This is a genomic window from Actinomycetospora sp. C-140, from assembly GCF_054796175.1.
The window spans coordinates 18,203-39,669 of the sequence record NZ_JBTWNF010000004.1 but is presented as its reverse complement, the minus strand read 5'-3'; the positions used below and the strand labels follow the sequence as shown (position 1 = coordinate 39,669).

Annotated in this window: 23 protein-coding genes; 12 read left to right on the top strand and 11 right to left on the bottom strand. The window is 75.5% G+C overall.

Going from position 1 to position 21,467, the window contains the following annotated elements; genetic code table 11:
- Positions 1-47 precede the first annotated feature (47 nt).
- Positions 48-278, top strand: coding sequence for a hypothetical protein (locus tag ACR9E3_RS08100; RefSeq protein WP_460379716.1), 231 nt, complete (start codon positions 48-50; stop codon positions 276-278).
- A 10-nt stretch (positions 279-288) separates the two neighbouring features.
- On the opposite strand, the gene ACR9E3_RS08095 is transcribed toward ACR9E3_RS08100, so the two are convergent.
- Positions 289-864 (bottom strand): TetR/AcrR family transcriptional regulator, encoded by a 576-nt coding sequence (locus ACR9E3_RS08095; RefSeq protein WP_460379715.1) that lies wholly within the window; start codon positions 862-864, stop codon positions 289-291.
- 97 nt (positions 865-961) lie between these two features.
- On the opposite strand from ACR9E3_RS08095, the gene ACR9E3_RS08090 reads away from it, so the two are divergent.
- Positions 962-1,858, top strand: a complete 897-nt coding sequence (locus ACR9E3_RS08090) for an SDR family oxidoreductase (RefSeq protein ID WP_460379714.1) — start codon at positions 962-964, stop codon at positions 1,856-1,858.
- Between the two features lie 6 nt (positions 1,859-1,864).
- On the opposite strand, the gene ACR9E3_RS08085 is transcribed toward ACR9E3_RS08090, so the two are convergent.
- Positions 1,865-2,713, bottom strand: coding sequence for a helix-turn-helix transcriptional regulator (locus tag ACR9E3_RS08085; protein WP_460379713.1), 849 nt, complete (start codon positions 2,711-2,713; stop codon positions 1,865-1,867).
- A gap of 102 nt (positions 2,714-2,815) precedes the next feature.
- Here ACR9E3_RS08085 and ACR9E3_RS08080 point away from each other — a divergent pair, with 102 nt between their 5' ends.
- Together ACR9E3_RS08080 and ACR9E3_RS08075 are read left to right on the top strand one after the other, a co-directional pair.
- Entirely contained in the window at positions 2,816-3,499 is a 684-nt protein-coding gene (locus tag ACR9E3_RS08080; protein ID WP_460379712.1) for an SDR family NAD(P)-dependent oxidoreductase, read from the top strand.
- A 94-nt stretch (positions 3,500-3,593) separates the two neighbouring features.
- Positions 3,594-4,241, top strand: coding sequence for a PaaI family thioesterase (locus ACR9E3_RS08075; protein WP_460379711.1), 648 nt, complete (start codon positions 3,594-3,596; stop codon positions 4,239-4,241).
- Here the strand turns inward: ACR9E3_RS08075 and ACR9E3_RS08070 are convergent.
- The 5 genes from ACR9E3_RS08070 to ACR9E3_RS08050 all read right to left on the bottom strand — a co-directional run bounded on the left by ACR9E3_RS08070 (position 4,222) and on the right by ACR9E3_RS08050 (position 7,960).
- Positions 4,222-4,758 carry an NADPH-dependent FMN reductase gene (locus ACR9E3_RS08070; RefSeq protein WP_460379710.1) on the bottom strand — a complete coding sequence of 179 codons (537 nt, stop codon included), beginning with the start codon at positions 4,756-4,758 and terminating at the stop codon, positions 4,222-4,224. The two genes, ACR9E3_RS08075 and ACR9E3_RS08070, sit on opposite strands and share 20 nt — an antisense overlap.
- On the bottom strand, positions 4,755-5,195 hold the full coding sequence (locus ACR9E3_RS08065; RefSeq protein WP_460379709.1) for a VOC family protein: 441 nt from the start codon (positions 5,193-5,195) through the stop codon (positions 4,755-4,757). The genes ACR9E3_RS08070 and ACR9E3_RS08065 overlap by 4 nt, the downstream gene beginning before the upstream one ends.
- Before the next feature lie 60 nt (positions 5,196-5,255).
- The gene (locus ACR9E3_RS08060; RefSeq protein WP_460379708.1) at positions 5,256-5,456 is read right to left on the bottom strand and encodes a hypothetical protein; all 201 of its coding nucleotides are present in this window, start codon (positions 5,454-5,456) and stop codon (positions 5,256-5,258) included.
- 248 nt (positions 5,457-5,704) lie between these two features.
- Complete coding sequence (locus ACR9E3_RS08055) at positions 5,705-6,685, bottom strand: helix-turn-helix transcriptional regulator (protein ID WP_460379707.1); 981 nt, start codon at positions 6,683-6,685, stop codon at positions 5,705-5,707.
- 45 nt (positions 6,686-6,730) lie between these two features.
- Positions 6,731-7,960: an NAD(P)/FAD-dependent oxidoreductase gene (locus ACR9E3_RS08050; RefSeq protein WP_460379706.1), complete on the bottom strand. Its 1,230-nt coding sequence runs from the start codon at positions 7,958-7,960 to the stop codon at positions 6,731-6,733.
- 113 nt (positions 7,961-8,073) lie between these two features.
- On the opposite strand from ACR9E3_RS08050, the gene ACR9E3_RS08045 reads away from it, so the two are divergent.
- Positions 8,074-9,039, top strand: coding sequence for an NAD(+)/NADH kinase (locus ACR9E3_RS08045; protein WP_460379705.1), 966 nt, complete (start codon positions 8,074-8,076; stop codon positions 9,037-9,039).
- 46 nt (positions 9,040-9,085) lie between these two features.
- Positions 9,086-10,690, top strand: coding sequence for a Na+/H+ antiporter (locus ACR9E3_RS08040; RefSeq protein WP_460379704.1), 1,605 nt, complete (start codon positions 9,086-9,088; stop codon positions 10,688-10,690).
- Here the strand turns inward: ACR9E3_RS08040 and ACR9E3_RS08035 are convergent, their stop codons facing one another.
- On the bottom strand, positions 10,691-11,287 hold the full coding sequence (locus tag ACR9E3_RS08035) for a TMEM165/GDT1 family protein (protein WP_460379703.1): 597 nt from the start codon (positions 11,285-11,287) through the stop codon (positions 10,691-10,693).
- A 366-nt stretch (positions 11,288-11,653) separates the two neighbouring features.
- Here ACR9E3_RS08035 and ACR9E3_RS08030 point away from each other — a divergent pair, with 366 nt between their 5' ends.
- The 4 genes from ACR9E3_RS08030 to ACR9E3_RS08015 all read left to right on the top strand — a co-directional run bounded on the left by ACR9E3_RS08030 (position 11,654) and on the right by ACR9E3_RS08015 (position 16,487).
- Positions 11,654-12,418 carry a PfkB family carbohydrate kinase gene (locus ACR9E3_RS08030; protein WP_460379702.1) on the top strand — a complete coding sequence of 255 codons (765 nt, stop codon included), beginning with the start codon at positions 11,654-11,656 and terminating at the stop codon, positions 12,416-12,418.
- 130 nt (positions 12,419-12,548) lie between these two features.
- Positions 12,549-13,190 (top strand): GOLPH3/VPS74 family protein, encoded by a 642-nt coding sequence (locus ACR9E3_RS08025; protein ID WP_460379701.1) that lies wholly within the window; start codon positions 12,549-12,551, stop codon positions 13,188-13,190.
- A gap of 76 nt (positions 13,191-13,266) precedes the next feature.
- Positions 13,267-16,020: a helix-turn-helix transcriptional regulator gene (locus ACR9E3_RS08020; protein WP_460379700.1), complete on the top strand. Its 2,754-nt coding sequence runs from the start codon at positions 13,267-13,269 to the stop codon at positions 16,018-16,020.
- Positions 16,021-16,088: 68 nt separating this feature from the next.
- The gene (locus ACR9E3_RS08015; RefSeq protein ID WP_460379699.1) at positions 16,089-16,487 is read left to right on the top strand and encodes a VOC family protein; all 399 of its coding nucleotides are present in this window, start codon (positions 16,089-16,091) and stop codon (positions 16,485-16,487) included.
- Between the two features lie 131 nt (positions 16,488-16,618).
- Here ACR9E3_RS08015 and ACR9E3_RS08010 read toward each other — a convergent pair whose 3' ends face one another.
- The 3 genes from ACR9E3_RS08010 to ACR9E3_RS08000 form a co-directional block, all read right to left on the bottom strand.
- Entirely contained in the window at positions 16,619-16,936 is a 318-nt protein-coding gene (locus ACR9E3_RS08010; protein ID WP_460379698.1) for a winged helix-turn-helix transcriptional regulator, read from the bottom strand.
- 1 nt (position 16,937) lies between these two features.
- Positions 16,938-19,235 (bottom strand): endopeptidase La, encoded by a 2,298-nt coding sequence (gene lon, locus ACR9E3_RS08005; protein ID WP_460379697.1) that lies wholly within the window; start codon positions 19,233-19,235, stop codon positions 16,938-16,940.
- Positions 19,236-19,312: 77 nt separating this feature from the next.
- Positions 19,313-19,573, bottom strand: a complete 261-nt coding sequence (locus ACR9E3_RS08000; RefSeq protein WP_460379696.1) for a hypothetical protein — start codon at positions 19,571-19,573, stop codon at positions 19,313-19,315.
- Positions 19,574-19,701: 128 nt separating this feature from the next.
- Between ACR9E3_RS08000 and ACR9E3_RS07995 the strand changes: the two genes are divergently transcribed.
- Together ACR9E3_RS07995 and ACR9E3_RS07990 are read left to right on the top strand one after the other, a co-directional pair.
- Entirely contained in the window at positions 19,702-20,265 is a 564-nt protein-coding gene (locus ACR9E3_RS07995; RefSeq protein ID WP_460379695.1) for a hypothetical protein, read from the top strand.
- 193 nt (positions 20,266-20,458) lie between these two features.
- On the top strand, positions 20,459-21,445 hold the full coding sequence (locus ACR9E3_RS07990; RefSeq protein ID WP_460379694.1) for an MBL fold metallo-hydrolase: 987 nt from the start codon (positions 20,459-20,461) through the stop codon (positions 21,443-21,445).
- The last annotated feature ends 22 nt before the right edge of the window (positions 21,446-21,467 follow it).

The following is a 21,467-nucleotide window of genomic DNA, read 5'->3' as shown; positions in this document are numbered from 1 at the left end:
CCTCGGTCGCCGACGGCGCATGATGGGCCCGCGGGAGGGAGGCCGCCGTGACCGACGAGGAGCTGATCGTCGAGTTCGCCCTGACGCGCCTCGACCACCCCGGTCTCGACCTCGAGGAGATCGCCGCCCTGCTGGTGCGGCGCCTCGGCCCGGAGCGGATGCTCGGGTTCGCGGCCCAGAACCTGGCCGACCGCGGCGAGCTGCGGGGCGCGGCGTTCGAGACGGCCGTCGAGCACGTCATGCGGGTGGTGCTGGCGCTGCGCGACGCGCAGGACTGACCGGCGGGCGTCAGCCGACGGGCTGACCGTCCACGACGGTCCGCAGCTCCGCGAGCACCGCGCGCTGGATCTCGGGCAGCGTGCGCTCCTCCCCCGCGGCGATCCACGTCGCGAAGGCCACCCGGAACACGGCCACGCCGCTCTCCGCGGCCAGGGCCGCCGGGATCGGGTCGACGCCGCGGCGCTCCAGGCCGCGCGTCATCGCGGCGGCGAGGCCGGACAGCTTGAGCAGCTCGCGCTCCCGCAGCCCCGGGTCCGCGTCGATGACGACCTGACGGGCCCGCGAGAACGGCCGCCGCTCCTCGGCGAAGAACGTCGCGGTGCCCTCGAGCGCCGCGGCGACCAGACCCATCGGGTCGGCCTCCGGCGCCCGGTCGATGCCGTCGGTGAAGAGGCTCTCGAACTCCTCCTGGCCGGCGAAGAGCACCTCGCGCTTGTCGGTGAAGTAGCGGAAGAACGTCCGCTCGGTCAGCCCGGCGGTCGCGGCGATCTCGGCGACCGTCGTGCCCTCGAAGCCCTGCGCCGAGAAGCGCTCGAGGGCGGCCGCCTGCAGCCGCTCGCGTGCCCCGGGCTGCCACCGCACCATGCCGGCCATCCTAGGCGATGACAGCGACTGACATGAGGGTCTACAGTGATGTCAGCAGCTGACATGACGCCCGGGAGGGCAGAGGAGGCCACGCACGATGCGTGTTTTCGTCACCGGAGCCAGCGGTTGGATCGGCTCCGCCACCGTCGACGAGCTGCTCGCCGCGGGACACGAGGTCGTCGGCCTCGCCCGCTCCGAGGGTTCGGCGTCGTCCCTCGAGGCCAAGGGGGCCGCGGTCCTGCGCGGCGACCTCGACGACCTCGAGGCCCTGCGCCGCGGTGCCGGCGACGCGGAGGGCGTCGTCCACCTCGCGAACAAGCACGACTGGGCGAACCCGAAGGAGTCCGACCGCGCCGAGCGGGCGGCCGTCGAGACCCTCGGCGACGCGCTCGTCGGCACCGACCGGCCGCTGGTGGTCGCCTCCGGGGTCGCCGGGCTCGCCGTCGGCCGCCCGTCCACCGAGGCCGACCCGTCGCGTGGGATCGGGCCCGACGCCCCGCGCGGCGGCACGGAGAACCTCGCGTTCTCCTCCGTGGACCGGGGCGTGCGCGCCGTGGCCGCCCGGTTCGCCCCGACCACCCACGGCGACGGCGACCACGGCTTCATCGCCCTGATCACGGCGGCCGCCCGGCGCCACGGTGTCTCCGCGTACGTCGGCGACGGCTCCGCGCGCTGGTCGGCCGTGCACCGCTCCGACGCCGCGCGGCTCGTGCGGCTCGGGCTCGAGCAGGCGCCGGCCGGCACGCGCCTGCACGCCGTGGCCGAGGAGGCGATCCCGACCCGCGAGATCGCCCAGGCCATCGGCGACGCCCTCGGCGTCCCGGTGACGTCCGTGGCGCCCGAGGACGCCGTCGACCACTACGGGTTCATCGGGCGGTTCTTCTCCCTGGACCTGGCGGCGTCCAGCCACTGGACCCGGGAGACGTTCGGCTGGACCCCGACCGGCCCGGGCCTGCTCGAGGACATCAAGGCCGGCGCCTACCGCAACGCCTGATCGTCCTCAGCCGTCGACCAGGGTCTGGGTACCGAGGACGACCGCGAGCGCGAGGCGCTCGGCGTCCTCGGTGCCCGGCTCGGCGGTGTAGACCATGATCCGCACGTCGTCGGTGGCGACGACCAGCGTGTCGCAGTCGAGCGCGATCCGCCCGACCGCCGGGTGGTCGACGACCTTGCGCTTCGACGGCTCCCGCGACGGCACCGGCGCGCCCGACTCCCACAGCTCGGCGAAGCGCTCGCTGCGGGCCGTGAGCTCCGCGACGAGCGCCCGCAGCGTCCGGTCGGCGGGATAGCGGGACGCCGTGAGCCGCAGGTCGGCGACCTGGCCCGCCTGGAGCTCGGCGAGCTCCTCGGCGGTGTGGACCACCCGGGACCCGGCGCCGACGAGGTTGCGCCAGACGGCGTTGCGCTCGAACCCGCGCCGGCCGCTGGTGTCGCCGAGCAGCGCGTCCCAGGGCGCGTTGGCGACGAGCAGCGTCCACGTGGCGTCGTAGACGGCGACCGGGGTGTTCGCGAGGCGGTCGAGCAGGCGGGCGACGCTGCGGGTGATGCGGGTCGGGACGACGTCGTGGCCCGGGGCGGCGTGCCCGGCGAGCTGGTGGAGCAGGTCGCGTTCGGCGTCGGACACGCGCAGCGCACGGGCGAGCGCCTCGACGACCTGCGCCGACGGCGACGTCGCGCGGCCCTGCTCGAGCCGCGTGAGGTAGTCGGCGGAGATCCCGGCGAGGCCGGCGAGCTCCTCGCGGCGCAGCCCCGCCGCGCGGCGGCGGCCGCCGACGGGCAAGCCCACCGCCTGCGGCGCGACCCGGTCACGCCAGCGGCGCACCGTGCGGCCGAACTCCCACGTCTCCACGGCGTCCAGTGTGGGCGCCGGGGCGGGTGTCGTCCTGGCCCTGGCAGTCCTACGACCACGGGACGGCTGCCTGGGCCCCGCGGCGCGGCGCACGCTCGGACCATGACCACGACACTGATCACCGGGGCCACCCGCGGCCTCGGTCTCGAGACCGCCCGCCAGCTCGTCGCCGCCGGGCACACCGTCTACATCGGCGCGCGGGACGCCGACCGTGGCCGCGCCGTCGCCACGGGGATCGGCGCGCGCTCGGTCCCCCTCGACGTCACCGACGACGCCTCGGTCGCCGCCGTGCTGAAGGCCGTCGAGGCCGACGGCGGGCTCGACGTGCTGGTGAACAACGCCGGCATCGCGCTGCTCGCCCGCAACGGTCCGGAGGCGCTGCAGGTGTTCGACACCAACGCCGTCGGCATCGTGCGCGTCACCGAGGCGGCGCTGCCGCTGCTGCGCCGCTCGGCGAACCCGGTCGTCGTCAACGTCTCGAGCGCGCTCGGCTCGTTCACCGCCAACCACGACCCCGACCGGCCGGCCTCACACGTGGAGGCGATCGTCTACGGCGCGAGCAAGGCGGCCGTCTCGATGCTCACCGTCCAGTACGCGCGGGCCGAGCCCGACGTGAAGATCAACGCCATCGAGCCCGGCTACACCGCGACCGAGCTCGGGGGCGTGGCCAACCCGCTCGGCCGCCCGGTCGAGGTCAGCGCGGCGACCGTGGTCCGCCTGGCCACGATCGGGCCGGACGGCCCGACGGGCGTCTTCGCCGAGGATGACGGCGAGCTGGGGTGGTAGCCCGCGGGACGTGACGATGTCCACGCCGGTGTGCGCGGCGGCCGGGTCTGGACCACGGTGAGGGTGGACCAGACGCCGGGAGTCAGGAGCAGACGTGGGCGACGCGCCGGAGAACGGGCTCTCCGCCCCGCTGTCCCGCACCGACCCGCGCACCCCCGACCGGGAGACCTGGTCGGGACAGCCGGTTCCCGAGGGCTACACGGACATGATCGACGAGCTCCGGGAGCTCCTCGACCGCGTCGCGGCCGCCGCCCCGGACGGCGAGCTCGTCACGCGCACCACCAAGGCGATCGCCGAGATCCACGCCGCCCTGGCCGACTGCGCGGTCGAGGAGACCGAACGGTTCTCGGGGCGCCTGCTCGCCGCCCCCGGGCGGGGCGCGCTCGGCGCGCCGCCGCTGCACATCGACGAGATCGGCGACGACCGCGTGTCCGGGCACGTCCGCTTCGGGGCGCACTTCCTCGGCAGCAACGGCGTCGTGCACGGCGGGGCCATCCCCTACCTGTTCGACGACGTCCTCGGCCGTCTCGACATCTCCGGCGGGCGTCCCCGCTCGCGCACCGCCTCCCTGCACGTCGACTACCGCTCGGTCGCCCCGATCGACACCGATCTGCGGGTCGAGGCGTGGTTCGAGCGCGCGGAGGGCCGGAAGCGCTACCTGCGGGGCACGCTCTCCGAGGGCGACCGGCTCTGCGCCGAGGCCTCGGCGCTGTTCGTCGAGCTCAGGCCCGGCCAGCGCTGAGCAGCGCCGCCAGCACCTCGCGGAGCACCGCGTGCGTCGCCGGGTCCGCGACCAGGCCGTCGGCACCGACGTCGCCGCGGGAGAGCGGGTGGCGCCGGCACGCGTCGTCCACCACGCGCGCCTGCACGTAGCCGAGCACCGTGCGCAGCTCGTCGTGGGCGCCGCGGCCGCCGGTGGGCGCGGCGATCGACGACACGTTCACCCAGCCGACCGGCAGCCCGGGCATCTCGTGGCCGCCGACGGTCCAGTCGAGCAGGTTCTTGAACGCGCCGGGCAGGGCGCCCGCGTACTCGGGGGTGCAGACGAGCACCGCGGCGGCCTCGCCGAGCGCCGCGCGCAGCCGCGCCACGGGCGGCGGCAGCGGGTCCGCGTCGAGGTCCGGGTCGAACGCCGGGAGCGCGGCGAGCTCGGTGTGGAGGCGGGTGCGGTCGGGCTCCAGGGCGGCGAGCGTGCGCAGCGCGGCGGTGTTGGTCGAGCCGACCCGCGTGCTCCCCGAGAGGAGGAGGACCGCGGTCACCCGCTCCCCCGCACGGGGTGCGACCCGTCGGCGGCCTTGGGCACCAGCACCTCGCCCTCGAGCCCGTCGGGGTCGCGGAAGAACATGCTGAAGGCCCCGCCGAAGTCGTTGACGGTGCCGTCCGAGGCGCCCTCGTCGATCAGCCGCTCGCGGATCGTCGCGAACGCGGCGTACGACCCCGCGTGCAGGCCGAAGTGGTCGAGCCGGCCCCGGTGCCACATCGGGGTCTGGCGGTCCGCGCCGTCGCTGCTCGGGACGGTGAAGACGTTGAGCTCGGTGTGCGGGCCGATCCGCATCACCGTCATCGTCTCCTCGCCCTGCTGGCCGTGCGGCCGGGTCGGCCCGATCTCGGCGTCGAACACGGCCTCGTAGAACGCCCCCATCCGCGCCGGGTCGTGGGTCAGCACGGCGATGTGGTCCACCCCGCTCAGCAGCATGGGAGCGATCCTCGCTGCTACAGCAGCGGAAATCACGCACCGAGGCCGGTCGGAGCAGCGTCAGTCCCCGAGGTCCATGCGGTGCCAGCGCAGCACGTCGACGTCGACGTCGTCGAACTCCGGCGCGGCGGACTCCTCGCGGGCGCGCATGACGAACTCGGCGGCGTCGGCGACCTCGTCGAAGGGGCCGTAGCAGTCCGCCTCGCCGGTCTCCCGGCGCACCACCACGACGACGTACCCGTCGCACGACTCGGCGTCCACGCCCACACCACCTCGCCGCCCGAGGGAGAAGACGGACCCGGAGCCACCGGGCGCCCGCACCGGGGGGAGGTGCGGCCGGGAGCGGTGGCTCCGGGTGACGGAGAGGGCCGCGCGGTTGGACCCACCTGCGGAGAGCCCGATGTGCGCGAGACCACTCCGCCCGCTCCCCCGAGCGAACGAGCCGCCGCGCGGGACCGCCTGTCGCGAACCGTACTCGTGATCTCGCGTAGCGACCAAGGACGACGCGCTCAGCGGCGCAGGGTCTCGCTCGGCGCGACCCCGAAGCGGTCGCGGTAGGCCGCGGTGAAGCGCCCGAGGTGGGTGAAGCCCCAGCGGTGGGCGATGCCCGAGACGGTGTCGCCCTGCGCGGGGTCGCCGTCCTGGAGGTCGCGGTGGGCGCGGTCGAGGCGGGTCGTGCGGAGCTGGTCCCGCGGGGTCGTGTCGCGGTGGCGCCGGAAGGCGTGCTGCAGCCCGCGCGGACCGATGCCGGCCGCGGCCGCGATGTCGCCGACGTCGATCGGCTCCCCGGCGTGGCCCTCGATGTACTCGATCGCCCGGCGCACCACGGCGGGCTCCCCGACCCCGGGGCCGGGGTGGGCCGGGTCCTCGAGGGCCTCCAGCGCCGTGTTGGGGAAGGTGTGGATCAAGGCCGTCGCCAGGAGGCGGAACGCCTCGGCGCGCGCGAGCGGGCTGGCGGCGATCTCGTCGTTGCCGAGCACCTCGCGACGCACGTGCTCGGTCACCGCCCGCCAGTGCCGCGCGCGCCCGTCCGACACCGGCCGGGACAGCCGGAACCGGACGTCCGCGGCGTCCAGCCCCGACGCGTCGGCCGCCAGCTGCACGGTCGCGGCGAGGTCGAGCCGCACGACGTCGTAGTCGACGTCGTCGAGGAGCACCTCGAGGGGCCGCTCCGGGTCGATCAGCACCGTCTCCCCGGCGCCGAAGCGCACCGCGCGTTCCGGGGTCGCCACCTCGCAGCGGCCCTCGTTCGCCCGGGCCACGAACAGCGCGCCGCTCGGGGACGTGCTGGTGTGGAACGCGACCGTCTGCCGCATCCGCTCGAGGGTGAACAGGTCGGTGTCGGTGCCCCGCACGCGCAACCGGAACTGCTCCCGGTGCCCGGAGACCCGGATGGTGCTGTCCGTGTAGCGGGAGCAGATCATCTCGTAGGCGAGATCCGGGTCCTCGGTCGAGAACTCGTAGCTCCGCGGCTCCGACACCGCCGTCACACGACACCCCCTCCGGCCCGCAGGGCTCCTGTCTACCGGGCCGGGTCAGAGCTCGGCGAGGGGCACCGCCGGGTCGGCGAGCCGGTCGACGTCCACGGGCGTGGTGAACGAGCGGCGCACGAGCGTCTGGATGGCGTCGGTCTGGTCCCAGACGTTGACGTTCATGCCCGCCACGACGCGGCCGGCCCCGTCGACCCAGAACACCACGAACTCCCGCCCGTCGCGGTCGCCGCGGTAGACCAGGCGGGCGTCCCCGGCGAGCGCGCCGAAGCCCGAGTACTCCATGCCGAGGTCGTACTGGTCGGTGAAGAAGTACGGCAGCCGGTCGTACGAGACGTCCTGGCCGAGCATCGACCGCGCGGCCGCCGGGCCGCCGTTGAGGGCGTTCGCCCAGTGCTCCGTGCGCACCGGGATCCCGGCCAGCGGGTGGTCGGCCGACGCCACGTCACCCGCGGCGAAGACGCGCGGGTCGGCGGTGCGCAGCGCCGCGTCGACCCGGATCCCGTCGTCCACCGCCAGGCCGGCGGCCCGGGCGAGGTCGACGTTCGGCGCCGCCCCGATCGCGACGAGGACGTCGTCGGCGGGCACCGTGCTCCCGTCCGCCAGCTCCACGCCCGTGACGTGACCGCCGGTGCCGGTGATCCGCCGGACACCGGAGGACAGGCGCAGGTCGACGCCGTGCTCGCGGTGCAGCGCCCCGAACGCCGCCCCCAGCTCGGCGCCGAGAGCGGCCTTCAGCGGGGTGTCCTCCTGCTCGACCACGACGACCTCGTCGCCGTGGGTGCGGCCCGCGGCGGCGACCTCGAGGCCGATCCACCCCGAGCCGATCACCACCAGGCGCCGCCCGCCGCCCGCGAGCAGCCCGCGCAGCGTCACCGCGTCGTCCGCGGTCCGCATCGTGTGCACCCCGTCGAGGTCGGTCCCCTCGACCGGGAGCCGGCGCGGCGAGGCCCCGGTGGTCAGCAGCAGGCGCTCGTAGCCGACGACCTCGCCGTCCGCGAGGCGGACCGTCCCCTGCTCGCGGTCGATGCCCACCACCTCGGCGCCGAGGCGCAGGTCGATGTCGTGCTCGGCGTACCACTCGGGCGGGTGGACGTAGGCCGCCTCGAGCTCCTTGCTGCCCAGGAGGTACTCCTTCGACAGCGGGGGCCGCTCGTAGGGCACGGTCCGCTCGGCGCCGAGGAGGACCACCGCGCCGTCGTACCCCTCCTCGCGCAGCGTCCCTGCGGCGGACGCCCCCGCGAGCGACGCCCCGACGATCACGTGTCCGGCCATGACGTTCACTGTGGCCCTCGTGCGGGCGCCCGTCACCCGCCGAGTGGCGTCGCCGCCCGCCCCCGCAGGCCCGGAGATCGCGGGCGGCGTCCCGTTTCGGCACGATCGACGTCATGGTGCGACCTCGGTTCGCGTGCGTCGGCGTCGTGGTCCACCCGACGAAGCCGGTGGACCACTCGCTGCGTGAGCTCCTCGCCTGGGGCGAACGGCACGCGGTGACGGTGGTGGCGCGCGCGTCGGAGGCCGCGCGGGTGCCGCCGGGCGTCGAGGTGCTGCCCGAGCCCGACTTCCTGGACCGCGTCGACGCGCTGGTCAGCCTGGGTGGGGACGGCACGATGCTCGGCGCGATGCGGCTGACCGTCGACCGCCCGGTGCCGGTGCTCGGCGTCAACCACGGCAACGTCGGCTTCCTCGTCGAGGTCGTGCCGGCCGAGATCGGGCCGGCCCTGGACCGCCTCGCCGAGCACCGCTACGAGGTCGAGGAGCACAGCTGCGTCGAGATCGACCACGACGGCGCGACGGTCGTCGCGTTCAACGACGTCGTCCTCGGCGCCGCCGTGCCGGGCGGCTCGGTCGAGCTGGACCTCGAGGTCGAGGGCACGCAGTTCGGCTACTACCGGTGCGACGCCCTCGTGCTGGCCACGCCCACGGGCTCGACCGCCTACAACTACGCGGCGGGCGGACCGGTGATCTCGCCGAACGCCGACGTCCTCGCCCTCACCCCGGTGGCCCCGATGTCGGGCCTGTCGCACTCCATCGTGCTGCCCGCCGGCGACGCGGTGCGGATCCGGCAGACCCACGTCGCCGACGCCGTCCTGCGCGTCGACGGGGTCATGACGCTCGCGTTCCCGCCGGGCGCGGTCGCCACCGCGCGCCTGCACCCCGACGCCGCCCAGGTCGTGCGCCTCGACCCGCACCGCCACGCCCAGCGCAGCCGGGTCAAGCTCAGCCTCCTGGACCTGCCCCTGCGCCGGGAGCAGATCGCGGAGCTCCTGCCCTCGGAGCTGCGCGAGGACGTCCTCACCCGCCTGCGCGAGCACCGCCGCCAGGGCGCGCTGGGCTGGGGCCCGCCGGAGTAGTGCCCTAGCGTCACCCTCGAGACACGGCGGGCGGGAAGGCGGTGGCGTGTACGACCCCACGGGACTGACCGTCCTCGTCCTGTTCGGCGTGGTGATCCTCGTGCTCTCCGTCGTCGCGCGGCGGACCGGCGCGAACTCGCCGGTGCTGCTCACCCTCGGCGGGCTGGTGCTGGCGTTCGTGCCGGTCACGTCGGGGCTGCGGGTGCCCCCCGAGCTGGTCGTGCTGCTGTTCCTGCCGGCGCTCCTGTACTGGGAGTCGCTGACGACGTCGCTGCAGGAGATCCGGAACGACCTGCGCACGCTCGTGCTCTCGTCGGTGTTCCTCGTGCTCGCCACGGCGGCCGCGGTGGCCGCGGCGGCGCACCACGTGCTCGGGATGGGGTGGGCGGTCGCGTTCGTGCTCGGGGCGATCGTGGCGCCGACGGACGCGACCGCGGTCGCCGCGGTGGCCCGCGCCCTGCCCCGCCGGCAGCTGACGATGCTGCGCGCCGAGAGCCTGGTCAACGACGGCACGGCGCTGGTGCTGTTCGGCGTCGCGGTCGCCGCGGCCACGGGCGCCGAGGAGTTCGAGCCGCTCGGTGCCCTCGGCGCGTTCGCGCTGTCCTACCTCGGCGGGACGGCGGTCGGCGCGCTCGTGGCCTGGCTGGCGGTGACGGCGCGCCGGCTCGCGCGCGACGCCCTGCTCGGCAGCGTCATCAGCGTGCTCACGCCGTTCGTCGCGTTCCTGCTCGCCGAGGAGATCCACGCGTCGGGGGTGCTCGCGGTGGTCGTGAGCGGGCTCGCGATCAGCCGGGTCGGCCCGCGCGTCATCAGCGCGCGGACCCGCGTGCAGTCGTACTCCTTCTGGCAGATCACGACCTTCCTGCTCAACGCCGCGCTGTTCGTCCTCGTCGGTCTCCAGCTGCCACGGGCGCTGCGGGAGGTGTCGTCGCGGTCGCTCGGCGCGGCGGTGCTGGCCGCACTGCTCGTCGCCGCCGTCGTCGTGGTGGTGCGGCTGCTCTGGATGTTCACGATCCCGTACCTCATCCGGCTGCTCGACCGTCGCGCGTCGCAGCGGGCCCGGCGCATCGGGGCGCGCGGGCGGCTGCCGCTGGCGTGGTCGGGCTTCCGGGGCGCGGTGTCGCTCGCCATCGCGCTCGCGGTCCCGCTGACGACCACCACAGGCGCGCCGTTCCCCGACCGCGACCTGCTCATCGTGATCGCCTTCGGCGTCATCCTCGTGACGCTGGTCGGGCAGGGGCTCACGCTGCCCGCGGTGATCCGCTTCGGGCACTTCGCGCCCGACACGGCCTTCGACCGGCAGGTCCTGCTCGCCCGCAAGCGGACCCTGGACGCCGCGCTGGAGGCCCTCCCCCGCCTGGCGGCCGACCACGAGATGCCCGAGGGCCTGGTCGCGCGTGTCCGGGCGGAGCACGAGCACCGCCGCCACGTCCTCGACCCCGCCCACGGCAGCGCCGAGGACGCGCTGGACGACGCCCGCGAGGACGCCGCGGTCGAGACCGAGCTGCGGATCGCCCTGCTGCACGAGCGCCGCCGCCTGCTGCTCCACCTGCGCGACGAGTCCGTGATCGACGACGCCGTCCTGCTGGTGGTCCAGGCCGAGCTCGACAACGAGGAGCTGGGGCTCCGCGGGGCGCCCGGCCCGGAGTGATCAGGCGCCGGCGAACGCCTCGACCGCGAGCCAGATGCCGAAGGCGAAGAACAGCACGGCGGCGCCGATCCGGATGGCCCTCTCGGGGAGGTTCCGGCCGAGCACCCGGCCCACGACGATCGCCAGGGCGTCGGCGGCGACCATGCCGACGGTCGAGCCGACGAAGACGCCGGTGATGCCGCCGGCGCCGGGGTGCTGGGCGGCGAGCGTGATCGTGGCGAGCATGGTCTTGTCGCCGAGCTCGGCGAGGAAGAACGCGACGGCCACCGCGACGAACGCGGAGCGCGAGGTGGTGTTGCCCTTGTCCTTCTCGTTCTCGGTGAGGGTGTCGCCGCGCAGCGTCCAGAGCCCGAACGCGAGGAACGCGACCGCCGCGACGAGCGAGATCCAGAAGGTCGGGATCGCGGCCCCGAGCAGGTAGCCGATCCCGACCGAGACCGCGTGCGTGACGGTCGTGGCCGCCGCGATGCCGAGCAGCACCGGCAGTGCCTTGAACCGGGTGGCGAAGGTCAGGGCCATCAGCTGGGACTTGTCGCCCAGCTCGGCGACGAAGATGACGGCGAAGCTCAGGGCGGTCGCGGCGAGCAGGCCGGTCACGGCGGGTCGCGCTCCTCTCGGTCGTGATCGGACCGAGGCGCGCTCCGGCCCGACCCCTGCGGGTCGACGCCGAAGGTCTCGCCCGCCGCCGGGACCCGGCGGCCGCCGCGGCCGGACGCGCGAGGCGTCAGTGTGTCGACCGCGATGTTGGGAGCTACTCCCCTTCGCTTGCCCGAGAACCTATCCGACGATCGCGGGAATTGTCATTCCGCGGTGATCGCACTCACGGGTGAGGAATTGTGGGGCCGGACCCACGAATGGTTTCGGCGCGCCGAAACCATTGTTGTGGGGCGCCGGTGGTGCCGCGGACCCGCGCCTGGGGCAGGCTCTCCGGGATCACGCCGCGTCGTCACCAGGAGGCATGACATGGGCCCGTCGATGGTCGTCGTCGGAGCGATCGACGGGAAGGGCGCCGACGCCGCGGTCGCCGCGGCGCGGATCGGCGCCGAGGTCCGGCTCGTCGGCGCGGTGGACGACGCCGGCGCCGCGGCCCTCGACGAGCTCCGGGACGAGGGCGTCGTCGTCGACGACGTGCAGGTCGTCGAGAGCGGTCACCTCGAGGCACCCCACGTCCGGGCGGTGCTGAACGGCGCGGGCGAGCTGGGCGCCGTCCTGGTCAGCAGCGAGGTCCCGGCCGCCGCGATCGCCGCCGGGGTCGGCACCGCCACCGGCCTGCGCGTGCCCTGCGTGCTCGACCCCGCGCCCGTCGTCCACACCGTCGTCGGGCTGTTCGACCTCCACCCGGTGCTGACGCCGAACGCCGCCGAGCTCACCGAGCTGCTGCGCCTCGGCGGCGGCGAGCGCGCCGCGAACCCGGCCTCGGTGGCCGCGGGGGCGGCGACGCTGCACTCCTGGTCCGGCGGCCCGGTGATCGTGACGCTCGGCGCGGAGGGCGCGCTCCTGGTCGAGGACGGCCGGGTGCGCCGCCTCCCCGCGCCGGAGACGACCGTCGCGGACACCGCCGGGGCCGGCGACACCCTCGCCGGCGTGCTCACCGCGGGTCTCGCGGTGGGGCAGGAGCTCGAGGACGCGCTCTACGTGGCCGGGGTCGCCGCCGCCCTCTGCGTCGCCGCGCCCGGCGGCCGCGCCGCGATGCCGACCGGGGACGCCCTCGCCGCCGCGATGGAGTGACCTGCCCGGCGGCGCTCCCCCGTCCGCGCGCCGTCGGCCGGACCGGGTGACGCGGACCACGGTTGACCATGCCGCAGCGGCACGGTGTCCGCTGGAGGTCGCCAGCCACCCGACCGCCGAGGAGACCGTGATGCAGCCGTGGCCGCGGCAGATGTACCTGCTCTGTTACGACACCGGGAAGGGGCGGCTCGAGGCCGCGAGCGTCCTGGTCCGGGGACCGCTCCTGCGCGCCGCGGCGATCGCCGACCTCGTCCACCGCGGCCTGCTCCGCGACCGCGACGGCCGGGCCGCACGCACGTCGGCCGGGACGCCCGACGACCCGTTCCTCGCCGCGGTGCTCGACTCCGTGCCCGCGGACCGCCCGCGCCGCTGGTTCGGCGTCGTCGACGACCACTGGTGGACCGCCGAGCACGCCGTGCGCGACGCCCTCGCCGCCGACGGCACCGCGACGCTCGCCCGGCGTCGGCGGCTGGGCCTGTTCCCCACCACCGACGTCGCCGTGTCCGACCCCGGCGAGGTGCACGCCCTGCGCGCGCGGGTGCGCGGCGCCGTGCTGGGTGAGCACGACCCGGCCGCCGTCCCGATCGAGGACGCGCTGCTGGCCACGCTCGCCGCCGACGGCCACGTCGCCCTCGCCTTCGGCCTGCGCGAGCAGCACCGGCACCGGGCGACGTTCTCCGTGCTCGCGGAACGCGTCGACGCGGCGTTCCCCGGCCTGCGCGCCGCCACCCAGTGGTCCGTCGCGGCCCGCCGGGCCTCGTCGGCGTCCTGAGACCCGGCCGCACCCTGCCCCGAAAGCGGGTCAGCTGGTATGTAAGTCGTTGAGGGCTCGACGACCGGAGGCGCGCGTGGCCGTGGTGGGCCGGACCCGCGAGCGCGAGCTCCTCGCGGCCGCCGCCGACCCCGCGCGCCCCGACGGCGCGGTGCTCGTCCTGCACGGCGAGCCGGGCAGCGGGAAGTCCACCCTGCTCGACGAGGTGGTCGACGCCTCACCACGCCGGGTCCTGCGCACCGACGGCGTCGAGGGCGAGGCGGTGCTGCCGTTCGCGGCGGCCGCCGACCTGCTCCTGCCGCTGCGCGAGCACCTCGGGGTGCTGCCGGGCGCCCAGCGCGCGGCGCTCGAGGTGGCGCTGGCGCTGCGCACCGGGGCGGCCGGGAGCCCGCTCGCCGTGTGCGCCGGGGCGCTCGGCCTGCTCGCGGCGGCGGCGGACGTGACACCGCTGCTCGTCGTGGTCGACGACTTCCCGTGGATCGACGGTCCCTCCCAGCAGGTGCTGCTGTTCCTCGCCCGCCGTCTCGCGAGCGAGCGGGTCACGCTGCTGCTCGCGGCGCGCTCCGAGGTCCCCGTGGACCCCGCGCTGTGGCGCCTCCCGACCGTCGAGCTGGGCCCGCTGTCGCCCCAGGAGAGCCGCGAGCTGGTGGCGACCCTGCCGGTGCGCACCTCGGCCCGGGTGCTCGAGGCGATCGTCGAGCGCTGCGGCGGCAACCCGCTGGCCGTCGTCGAGATCGCGCGCTCCGCGGGCCCGCAGCTCCTGGCCGAGGCCGACGGGACGACCGTGCTGCCGCCCGGCTCGGCGCTCGAGCGCACGTGGTCGGCCGCGCTCGACGCGCTGCCGTCGCGGACGGGCTCCGCCCTCGCCGTCCTCGCGCACAGCCGCACGACCCGCCGCGCGGACCTCGAGCCGGTGCTGGCCGATCTCGGCCTGCACGTCGACGACCTGACGCCGGCCGCGCGACGGGGCCTCGTCGCGCGGGACGGCGACGAGCTGCGCCTGCGGCACGCCCTCCTGCGTCCGCTGGTCGCCGAGCGCAGCCCGGTGGTCTGGCGCCGCCGGGTGCTCCGCGCCCTGGCCCACCGCGCCGGCCCGGACCTCGAGGTCTGGTACCTCGCCGAGGCCGCGGAGCCACCCGATCCCGGGCTGGCGGACCGTCTCGCGGACGCCGCCAAGAGCGCCCGCGAGCGGGCCGCGCTGGGGTCCGCCGCCCTGACGTGGGCCCGCGCCGCCGACTTCACCGCCGAGCCGGAGCTGCGCGCGGGACGCCTGCTCGCCGCCGCGACCGACGCGGTCCTCTCCGGCGATGCCGCGCGGGCCGTCGCGTGGTGCGACCAGGCCCTCGCGCCGGGTCTCGACGTCCTGACCACCGCCGACGCCGAGGCCCTGCGGGCCCGGGCACTGACCTGGCTCGACCCCGTCACCGCCGCCGAGCAGGCGGTGCGGGCCGGTGACGCGGTGCTCCCCGTGGACAGGGAACGCGCGGTCCGCCTCTACGGCGAGGCCGTCATGCCGCTGACCATGGCCGCGCGCCTCGCCGAGGCCGAGACCATGGTCGACCGGGCGCGGGACGCCGTCGGCGGGGTCGAGCCCGACCTCATGACGCTGGCCACCGGGGCGCACACCCACGCGCTGGTGGGGCGGGCGGACGACGCGCGGGCCGGGCTCGACGCCGTGCTGCGCCAGGCCGGCGACGTCCGCTCCCCGTGGGAGGCGCCCGGCCTGGCGGTCGCGGCGCAGACCGCGGTCTACCTCGAGCGACGGGACGACGCCCGACGCCTCGTCGAGCCCCTGGCCGCCGCGGCCCGGGACGGCGGCGCTCCGCTGATGCTCGCCTTCGTGCTCGGCGTGCGGGCCGAGCTGGACTGGTGGACCGGGCGCTGGCCGGCCGCCTACGCCGACGCCACCGAGTGCGTCGCGTGGGCCGAGGAGCTGCACCAGACGAACAGCCGGGCCTTCGGGCTGATGATGCAGGCCCGGATCGAGGCGGCCCGCGGCGAGATCGCGGCGTCGCGGGCCCACGCCGACGAAGCGCTGCGGGCGTCGGCGCCGGCCGGCGTCGACAGCCTGCTCGGCTACACCCTGGCAGCGTCGGGAGCCGGCGCCCTGGCCGCGGGCGACGTCGAGACCGCCGTCGCCCGGCTCGACCGCGCACGGCGGGTCACCGACGAGCAGGGCGCGCGGTGCGCCGCGGCCGTGCCCCTCGCCGGCGACCTCGTCGACGCCACGGTGCGCGCGGGCGAGCGCGCCGCCGCCGAGGAGGCCGTCGCCTGGGTCGACGACCTCGCGCGCCACACCGGGTCGGCCTACGCCACGGCGGTCGCCGCCCGCGGACGGGGGCTGCTCGCCGACGACCCCGACGCCGCCGAGGAGTCCTTCGCCGCGGCCCTGCGCGCCCACGGCCCCGACACCCCCTTCGAACGGGCGCGCACGGTGCTCGCGCACGCCGAGGCGCGGCGGCGCTGGCGGCGTCCGGGTGCGGCCCGGCCGTTGCTGCTCGAGGCCGAGGCGACGTTCGCGGCGCTCGGCGCACACCCGTGGGCCGAGCGCGCCCGCACCGAGCTGGCGGCGACGGGGCAGCGTCCGGCGGCCGGGGAGGTCCCGGAGCCCGGTCCGTCTCTCGACGTCCTGACGCCGCAGGAGTTCCAGGTGGCCCGCGGGGTGGGCGACGGGCTGAGCAACGTCGAGGTGGCCGCGGCGCTCTTCGTGTCACGCAAGACGGTGGAGGCGCACGTGACCAGGATCTTCCGCAAGCTCGGGGTCCGGTCCCGCACACAGCTCGCCGCCGAGATCACCCGGCGTCAGCAACGGGACGAGGGAACTCCCTAGTACCGCGGTGTCTTGTCCCTCGACAGGGTGAACAGCGGACACGGTGCGTACGACGAGAGGAGGCCGACGTGAGTACGGATGCCCGACCGCAGTTCCGCGGGTTCCACCACTACGCGTCGGCCGTCGCCGATCTCGCCACCAGCGCCGCCTGGTACGAGCGGGTCCTCGGCCTGACGCGCACCGCGGCGGCGTGTCCGACGAACGGTGCCGGTGAGGGGGTGCTGCTGTCCGACCCGGACTCGGGGGTCCTCGTGCAGCTGCAGCCGGCCGGGAGTGCGCAGCCGCCGGGCCACACCGCCTTCGCGGTGGCGAGCCGGGCGCAGCTCGACTCGTGGGCGCGGTGGCTGGACGGCCTCGGCGTCGCGCACGGCGGCGTCGTCGACGTCGTCGATCCGGAGCCGTACGCCTTCCTGGTGTTCCGGGATCCGGACGACGTGCCGTTGGTGCTCGTGCACACGGTGAGGTAGGTCGGGGCGAGCAGCGGGTGGCGTGGCCGGGGGGCTCGCGCGCTCCACCCGCCGACGGCTCCGGCGGCCCTGGGGGGGTGCCGTCGGAGCCGGTCCACGGGCCGGGCCGCGACCGGCGCGGGGGCCACCGCTCAGCGGTGGCGCCGGTCGCGGCTGCAGGCCGTCAGGGCCTCGAGCATCGGCGCGAGACGCTCGCCCTCCCCGGTGAGCACGTACTCCGTGCGCGGGGGGCGGGTGGGGAGCACGCGGCGCTCGATGAGCCCCGCGGACTCCAGATCGGCCAGGCGCGCCGCGAGGGTCGCGGGCGGCACCTGGCCGAGGGCCTGCTCGAACTCGGAGAACCGGACCGCACCGAGGTGCGCGGCGTAGAGCACCGAGAGCGACCACCGTCGCTCCAGCAGCGCCGCCAGCGCGCGTACCTCGGGCGGTACCGGCTCCCGCGAGCACATGTCAGGCCGCCACCTCGAGCACCGGCTCCGTCGCCGGCTCCAGGGCGACGTCGAGGACCTCGGTGATGGTCATCGACGGGTGGAACTCGAGCTGCCCGGCGACGTCCGCGGGGACGTCGTCGAGGTCGGCGCGGTTGCGCTCCGGCACGACGATCTGCGTCAGGCCCGCCGCGTGCGCGGCCAGGACCTTCTGCTTCACGCCGCCGATCGGCAGCACGCGACCCTGCAGGGTCAGCTCCCCGGTCATCGCGACGGTGTGCCGCACCGGGCGCCCGGTCAGCAGCGACACCAGCGCCGTGGCCATGGTGACGCCGGCCGACGGCCCGTCCTTCGGGATCGCGCCCGCGGGGACGTGCACGTGGAAGGACCTCCCCGCAAACGCGTCCTCGGCGATGCCCAGCTCCGCGGCGTGCGAGCGCACCCACGACAGGGCGATCCGGGCCGACTCCTTCATGACGTCGCCGAGCTGGCCCGTGAGGACCAGGCCCTCGTCGCCCGTCATGGACGCGGCCTCGATGAACAGGACGTCGCCGCCCGCGCCGGTCACGGCCATGCCGGTCGCGACGCCGGGGACCGCGGTCCGCTCGACGGCCTCGGTGAAGAACCGCTGCCTGCCGAGGTGCTTGCGCACGACGTCGGTGTCGACCGTGACCGTCCCGGAGCCGGAGGCGATCTCCGTCGCGATCTTGCGGGTCAGCTTGCCGAGCGAGCGGTCGAGCTGACGGACACCGGACTCGCGGGTGTACTCGGACACCACGAGGCGCAGCGCCGACTCGTCGGCCGTCACGTCGTCGACCGTCAGCCCCGCGCTGCGGATCTGGCGCGGCAGCAGGTGGTCGCGCGCGATGGCGACCTTCTCCTCGACGGTGTAGCCGTCGAAGGAGATGACCTCCATGCGGTCGAGCAGCGGACCCGGGATCGTGTCCATCTGGTTGGCCGTCGCGAGGAACACGACCTGCGAGAGGTCGATCTCGACGTCCAGGTAGTGGTCGCGGAACGCGTGGTTCTGCGCCGGGTCCAGGACCTCGAGCAACGCGGCGGACGGGTCACCGCGCCAGTCGGCGCCGACCTTGTCCACCTCGTCGAGCAGGATCACCGGGTTCATCGTGCCCGCGTCGCGCAGGGCCCGCACCAGCCGGCCGGGCAGGGCGCCGACGTAGGTCCGCCGGTGGCCGCGGATCTCGGCCTCGTCGCGGACGCCGCCGAGCGACATCCGGACGAACTCGCGACCCATCGCCCGCGCGACCGACTCGCCGATCGACGTCTTGCCGGTGCCCGGGGGCCCGACCAGGGTCAGGATCGTTCCTGCCTTGCGGTCCTCTTCCACGCCGCGGTCGGCCCGCAGCTTGCGGACGGCCAGGTACTCGACGATGCGGTCCTTCACGTCCTCGAGGCCGGTGTGGTCGGCGTCGAGGACCGTGCGGGCCGCGGTCGGGTCGAGCTGCTCCTCCGAGCGCTGCGACCACGGCAGGGCCAGCAGCCAATCGAGGTAGGTCCGGATCATCGACGACTCGCCGGACTGCTCGCCGCTGCGCTCGAGGCGGGCCAGCTCGCGCTCGGCCTGCTCGCGCACGTGGTCGGGCATGCCGGCCTCGGCGATCTTCGCCCGGTAGTCGTCACCGGAACCGCTCTCGTCGTTCTCGCCCAGCTCCTTGCGGATCGCCTCGAGCTGGCGGCGCAGCACGTACTCGCGCTGCTGGCGCGCCGCGCCGGACTCGACGTCCTCGCGCAGCGACTTGCGCACCTGCAGCTCGGCGAGCCGCTCGCGCTGCAGGCGCAGGGCCAGCTCCAGCCGCTCGCGCACGTCGACCGTCCCCAGCAGCGACACCTTGTCGTCGTAGGAGATCTCCGGAGCCCAGCCGGCGGTGTCCGCCAGCGCGCCGGGCTCGTCGATGCCGCGCAGGAAGGCGGCACCCCGTCCCTCGTCGCCGCGCAGCTCGAGGACCTCCTCGACCACCGCGCGGTACGTGCTCTCCAGCTCGCGGATCCGTCCGTCGCGCTCCGTGCTGTCCGGCAGGGGCGTCACGTCGACGCGCAGGCGTCCTGCGTCGTCGGCACTTCCCGTGCCGGCCTTTCCGCGGTGCACGCCGGTGAGCTGCACGGCGGTCACGCCGTTCGGCAGCCGGGTCCGGCCCGTGACGTCGGCGACCGTGCCGACGCCGGCGAAGCGACCCTCGTGGCGCGGGACGAGCAGGACCTGCTCGCCCTCCTCGACACCCACCTCGGAGGCCGGCACCACGACGGTCATGCCGGGGAAGATCACGTTGTCGTCGACGGGGACCAGCAACAGCTCGGTCATCTCGTCACCCCATCACTCGTGCTTGGTAGCAGCTACAAGTGTTGAAGTGGCTTCGGTATTCCTGGTGCCCTCGCCGCCTACCGAGCCCGGCGGGCTGCGACGTCGGCGGCCGCGCGGTCGGCGAGCCGGTCGAGGTCGAGGGGCGCCTCACGTCCCGCGGCCGTCGCGTGCGCCAGGGCCGCGTCGACCAGCCGCTCCAGGCGGTCGGCCACCTCGTGGTCGACGACCCGGACCCGGCCGGGCGCGAGGATCAGCGCGCGGTCGTCGTCAGGGTCCGGCATCAGCGAGACGGCGACGAGGTCCGCGCCGGCGTGCTCCGAGCGCCGCAGGTGCACCACGGTCCGAGTGTCCCGACGTCGCAGCGGACACCGAAGCCGTCCGCGCGGGTCGTCGCCGAGTGTTCCCCGCCCCGTCACCGCCCGTCGGCGTACTTCCCGGCCGGCGGGCCGCCCGCCATGCTGCGCACGTGGACACGTCCCCGCGGTGGAGCGACGAGGACCTCGAGCGGATGTCGGTCGAGGAGCGCGAGGACCTCGTCCGACGCGTCACGGCGCGCGGCGTCTCGCACCCCGAGCTCCCCGCGGGCCGGCGACGGCGGCGCTTCCTGCTGATCGCGGCGATCGGGTCGCTCGTGCTCGTGCCCTGGATCGGCATCCTCGCGGCCACGCTCCCCCACCGTTACGAGGCGCGGCACTGGACGCTCGCGTGGGTCGGGTTCGACGTCGCGCTCGTGGTCGGGCTGGCGATGACCGCCTGGATGACCTGGCGCGCCCGCCCCGCGCTGGTCTACCCCGCCCTGATCACCGCGACCCTGCTCGTCTGTGACGCCTGGTTCGACACCACCACCGCGCAGCGTTCCGACGTCCTGGTCAGCGCGCTCTCGGCGCTGCTGCTCGAGCTGCCGATGGCGGCGGTGCTGATCGGTGCCGTCGTGCTCGTCCAGCGCTCGGTCGTCGTCTCCGTGCGCGCGGGGCCGATCGACTCCGAGACCGTGCTGCTGCGACGCCGGTGGCGGTGGGCGCGCCGCTGACACACCTCACAGCGAACGAGCGGCGCTCTCACTGCTTCCGAAGCAGCGAGAGCGCCGTTCGTTCCGCGGGTGATCGCGCGCGCAGCCCACGTGGGCTGGGCCGTTCGGAGTGGCGAGCGGCTCCCGACGACGACGACGCCCCCGCACCCGCGTCGATCAGGAGCGCACCATCGACGCGCCGGCCCGATCCGCGGTGGACCACGCGCTCCTGATCTCGTCGCCCACCCGACCGGCCCGCCCGGACTGGCACCGGAGCAGCTCCGGCGCGAAGCTCGTCGCCGTGGGCACCGCGACACTGGACTGGTACGGCTGCGCGACGTTCCGTCTGCGCACGGCGGAGGGCCTGACGGTCTTCCTCGACGCCTATCTCGACCGCGTCCCCGAGGCGGAGCAGAGCGGCGTCGGGGTCGACGACGTGACCGAGGCCGACTGGATCCTCGTCGGCCACAGCCACTTCGACCACGTGTGGGGCGCCGAGCGGATCGCCCGGCGCACCGGGGCGAGGGTCGTCGGCTCGTACGAGTCGGTGCGGGTGCTCAGCGACGCCGGGGTGCCGGAGGAGCAGCTCCTCGCCGTGGCCGGCGGCGAGCGCGTCGCCCTCGACGCCACGACCTCGGTGCGCGTGCTGCCGAGCCTGCACTCGTGCGTGTGGTCGTCGCAGCCGATGCCGCCCGCCGATGAGGTCTGCCTGGGTGAGCTGGGGCTGACCTTCCAGGACCGCGGCGAGCGCATGGCGGCGCTCTGGGCGGGCTTCGACGCGATGGGGGACGACGTCAAGGCCCACCTCGCCGCGGCCCGGCTCGGCGAGCGGGGCGACGGCGGCGCGCTGGTGTTCGTCGTGGAGACCTCGGAGGGCTCGCTGCTGTTCCAGGACAGCATCGGCTGCTGGAGCGGCGTGCTCGCCGGGGAGAGCCCGGACATCGCGATCCTCGCCGTGGCCGGCCGCGGCAACCGCGACGGTGAGCCGGTGCAGGGCACGACCGCCGACTTCGTGGCCGAGCAGGCCGCGGCGCTGGGCGCCCGCACGATCGTGCCGTGCCACCACGACGACTGGCTGCCCGGCTTCTCGCGGCCGATGGACACGGCACCGATCCGGGCGGCCGTGGCGCGGGAGTCGCCGGGGACGACGCTGGTGGATCTCGGCTACGCGGACGGACACGCGATCTTCGGGCGCGACTGAACGCCGCTCCTTCCGCCGTGTC